Source organism: Candidatus Protofrankia californiensis (genome assembly GCF_900634765.1).
Classification (GTDB): Bacteria; Actinomycetota; Actinomycetes; order Frankiales; family Frankiaceae; genus Protofrankia; species Protofrankia californiensis.
In genome coordinates, this window is the sequence record NZ_CAAAFT010000155.1 from 1 (window position 1) to 3,725 (window position 3,725).

Sequence of the window (3,725 nt, forward strand, 5' to 3'; positions counted from 1 at the left end):
TCGCATGCCTGGGACAGCAGTACTTTCGCCCCGTCCCGGTCATCGACGCCGGCCGGACTCACGCAGGCGGTCAGCACGGTGCCGAGAGTGTCGACGAGCAGATGCCGCTTGACCCCGTTGACCTTCTTCCCGCCGTCGTAGCCATGCAGCCCGCCGCGGTCGCCGGCACGCACGCTCTGGCTGTCACAGACCCCCGCACCCAGGGTGGGGTCCCGGCCCCGGGCGGTGCGGTCGACTTCCCGTAGCCGGGTCAGGATCTGTTCCCAGCGGCCCCCGATCCGCCAGGTACGCCAGTTAGTGGTAGACCGTCTGCCACGGGGGCAGGTCATGCGACAGCAGCCACCCGGCACACCCCGCCCGCACCCAGTAGGCCATCGCATTCACGATCTCCCGCCGTTCGTACACCGGCGGTCGACCACCGGGTTTGGGAACGGGTGTTGGGCGTCTTTCCCCGTGAGGACGTAGGGGTGGGTTGACGTCAGGCGGGTGCGGATGTGGGTGGTTGGCCTACCCGCTGATCGGGTCGTTCGTGCGCGACGACAGGGTGAGGACGTCCGGGATATGGGTCGGCCCTCCCGCGTCTCTTGCCGGAGTGGACGGGAGGGCCGTGCGGTGCGCGGAGGCACTTCTGGTCACGGTAGGCGCAGATCAGGTTGAGGTCGAGGCGCGGCTGCGTGCGGGTGGGCTGTCATGTCCTGGTTGTGAGGGCCGGCTGGCGCCATGGGGGTTCGCGCGGCCTCGGGTGGTGCGGTACGCGGTGGGGCGGCGGTGGTTGCGGCCGCGGAGGGCGTTGTGCGTGGGCTGTGGGGCGACACACGTGCTGCTGCCGGTGACGTGTCTGGCCCGGCGGGCGGACGTGGCGGTGGTTGTCGGGGCCGGGCTGGTGTTGGCTGCGGCCGGCTGGGGGTATCGGCGGGTCGCCGGCCGGCTGGGCCGGCCGGAGGCGACCGCGCGGGGCTGGCTGCGGCGGTTCCGGGCGTCGGCGGAGCCGGTGCGGGTGGCGTTCACGGTGCTGCTCGGCGCGGTGGACCCGGACCCGCCGGGGCTGGCGCCGGCGGGATCGCCGATCGGGGACGCGGTGAACGCGGTGCTGGCGGTCGGCGCGGCGGTGACGGCCCGGTGGGGTCCGGCTGTGGGCGCGGTGTCGCCGTGGGAGGTGGCGTGCGCGGTCACCGGCGGTCGGCTACTGGCCCCGGCTTTCACCCCGGTAACGATCAACACGGGTCGCCCCTGGTGACAGCCTTGATCACCCGAAATCGTGGCCTTCGACATGTCCGATCATGTGGGAGAAGGGGCGACGGAGTGAACCACGCCGAGCGGGAGGACCGCGCGCGGGCCGAGCGGGCCAGGACGGTGGGGCTGTTCCGCTACACGGTGATCCAGGAGGTGGTCGACCCTGCCTTGTCGACCCGGCAACGGGGGCGGATGGTTCGGGCGCTGGCCGAGACCGAGCATCGGGGGCCGTCCGGGGCACCGGTGCGCGTGTCGCGGGCCAGCATCGACCGATGGGTGCGGGCCTACCGGGTCGGGGGGTTCACGGCGTTGGTGCCGCGTCCGGCGAACGTGACGGCGCGGACCCCGGCCGAGGTGCTCGAGGTCGCGGCGGCGCTCAAGCGGGAGAACCCGGCGCGCACCGCCGCGCAGGTCGTGCGGATCCTGCGCGCCAGCTGCGGGTGGGCGCCGTCGGAGCGGACCGTGCAGCGGCACTTCGTCCGCGTGGAGCTGTCTGGCGTCCACGTCCCGGCCGGGTCGGTGGCCACGTTCGGCCGGTTCGAGGCCGAGCGGCCCAATGAGCTCTGGACCGGCGACGCTCTGCACGGACCGATGATCGGCACCGGGCGGAAGACGTATCTGTTCGCCTTCGTGGACGATCATTCTCGGGCGGTGATGGGCGCCCGGTTCGGCTACCACGAAGACACGGTCCGGCTCGCCGCCGCGCTACGCCCGGCGCTGGCCGCCCGCGGCGTCCCTGAACGTATCTATGTCGACAACGGCTCGGCCTTCGTGGATTCCTGGCTGCTCCGCGGCTGCGCCACCCTGGATATCAAACTCACGCATTCCACCCCGGGCCGGCCGGAAGGCCGGGGGAAAATCGAGCGGCTGTTCAAGACGGTGCGCCAGCAGTTCCTCGTCGAGCTCGACGGCGCCGCCGCCGAAAAAATACAGGATCTGGCCGAGTTGAACCGGCTGCTGACCGCCTGGGTGGAAACCGTCTACCACACCACCGTGCATTCCGAGACCGGACGGGCGCCGCTGGAGCGCTGGCGGGCCGGGCTGCCCGACCCGCTGCCCCGGCCGTCGCCCGCCCAGCTGCGCGAGGCGTTCCTGTGGTCGGAGCAGCGGAAGGTCACCCGGACCGGGACCGTGTCCCTGCACGCCAACAGCTACCAGGTCGACCCGTCCCTGACCGGGCGCACCGTCGAGCTCGTCTTCGACCCGTTCGACCTCACCGACATCGAGATTCGTCACCGCGGCCACTCCTACGGTCCGGCGGCGCCGTTCCGGATCGGCCGGCATTCCCACCCGAAAGCCCGCCCGGAACAGCCCGAGGAGCCGCCGCCGGCCACCGGTATCAACTATTTGCATCTGCTGGACGCCGCGCACACCGCCGAGCTGGAAAAGCCTATCAACTATGCGGCCCTCGCCATCAACACCAGCCGTGCCGACGACGGTCAGCTACCCGGCCAGCTCGACCTCACCGGGCTGCCCGACCGCACCGACAACCACAACAACCAGGACGTCTCATGATTGAACGGCTGCAAGCCCACTACGGATTCACCCGCATGCCGTTCGGCCGCGCGCTCGCGCCCGGCATGCTCCACCGCCACACCGCGCACGCCGAAGCCGCCGCCCGCCTCACCTGGGCCGTCGGGGAGAAAGCCCTCGCCGTGCTCACCGGCGAAGTCGGTGTCGGTAAGACCGTCGCGGTCCGCGCCGCGCTCGCCGGCCTCGACCCCACCCGCCACACCATCATCTACCTCGGCAACCCCACCGTCGGCGCCCGCGGCCTGCTCCACGCCATCGTCACCGCCCTCGGCGGCGCCCCCCGCTTCCACCACGCCACCCTCATCCCCCAGGCCGCCGACGCGCTGGCCACCGAACACACCGAACGCGGCCGCACCCCCATCCTCGTCATCGACGAAGCCCACATGCTCGACCACGCCCAACTCGAGGGCATCCGGATGCTCACCAACCACGACATGGACTCCACCAGCCCGTTCGCCTGCCTGCTCATCGGCCAGCCCAAACTCCGCCGCGACATCAAAATGGGCGCCTTCGCCGCCGTCGACCAGCGCATCGCCGTCCGCTACCACATGACCGGCATGACCCCCACCGAGACGAGCAGCTACCTGCGCCACCACCTCGCCCTCGTCGGCCGCTCCGACCCGCTGTTCTCCGACGACGCGATCACCATGATCCATACCACTAGCCGCGGCCACCCCCGAACGATCAACAACCTCGCCGTCCAGGCCCTGATCGCCGCCTACGCCACCAACAAGACCATCGTCGACGAGTCCTCCGCCCGCGCCGCCGTCACCGAGATCGCCGCGACAGACTGACCACCACCACGACAGCGCGCACACCACGCCGACAGCCCGCACACCAAGCCCCGCCCGCCACCCCGCCGGGCGGGGCTCGCATCCTCACCAGCAACGACGCTGACATCCTCACGCCGAACGTCGGCCAACACCCGGCCCTGCCGGCACTCACCCGGAGACAGGTGG

3 protein-coding genes and 1 pseudogene are annotated in these 3,725 nt (G+C 71.4%); 3 read left to right on the forward strand and 1 reads right to left on the reverse strand.

Translation table 11 applies throughout. The annotated features are described in order from the left end of the window. Window positions 1-435: pseudogene (locus tag DD1DGNOD_RS08975) on the reverse strand (transposase); the annotation flags it as partial. 67 nt (window positions 436-502) lie between these two features. On the opposite strand from DD1DGNOD_RS08975, the gene DD1DGNOD_RS08980 reads away from it, so the two are divergent. The 3 genes from DD1DGNOD_RS08980 to DD1DGNOD_RS08990 all read left to right on the forward strand — a co-directional run bounded on the left by DD1DGNOD_RS08980 (window position 503) and on the right by DD1DGNOD_RS08990 (window position 3,560). After that, on the forward strand, window positions 503-1,237 hold the full coding sequence (locus DD1DGNOD_RS08980) for a helix-turn-helix domain-containing protein (protein ID WP_206443040.1): 735 nt from the start codon (window positions 503-505) through the stop codon (window positions 1,235-1,237). 65 nt (window positions 1,238-1,302) lie between these two features. Beyond that, entirely contained in the window at window positions 1,303-2,748 is a 1,446-nt protein-coding gene (locus tag DD1DGNOD_RS08985; protein ID WP_131769876.1) for a DDE-type integrase/transposase/recombinase, read from the forward strand. Next, complete coding sequence (locus tag DD1DGNOD_RS08990; protein ID WP_131769877.1) at window positions 2,745-3,560, forward strand: ExeA family protein; 816 nt, start codon at window positions 2,745-2,747, stop codon at window positions 3,558-3,560. The genes DD1DGNOD_RS08985 and DD1DGNOD_RS08990 overlap by 4 nt, the downstream gene beginning before the upstream one ends. The last annotated feature ends 165 nt before the right edge of the window (window positions 3,561-3,725 follow it).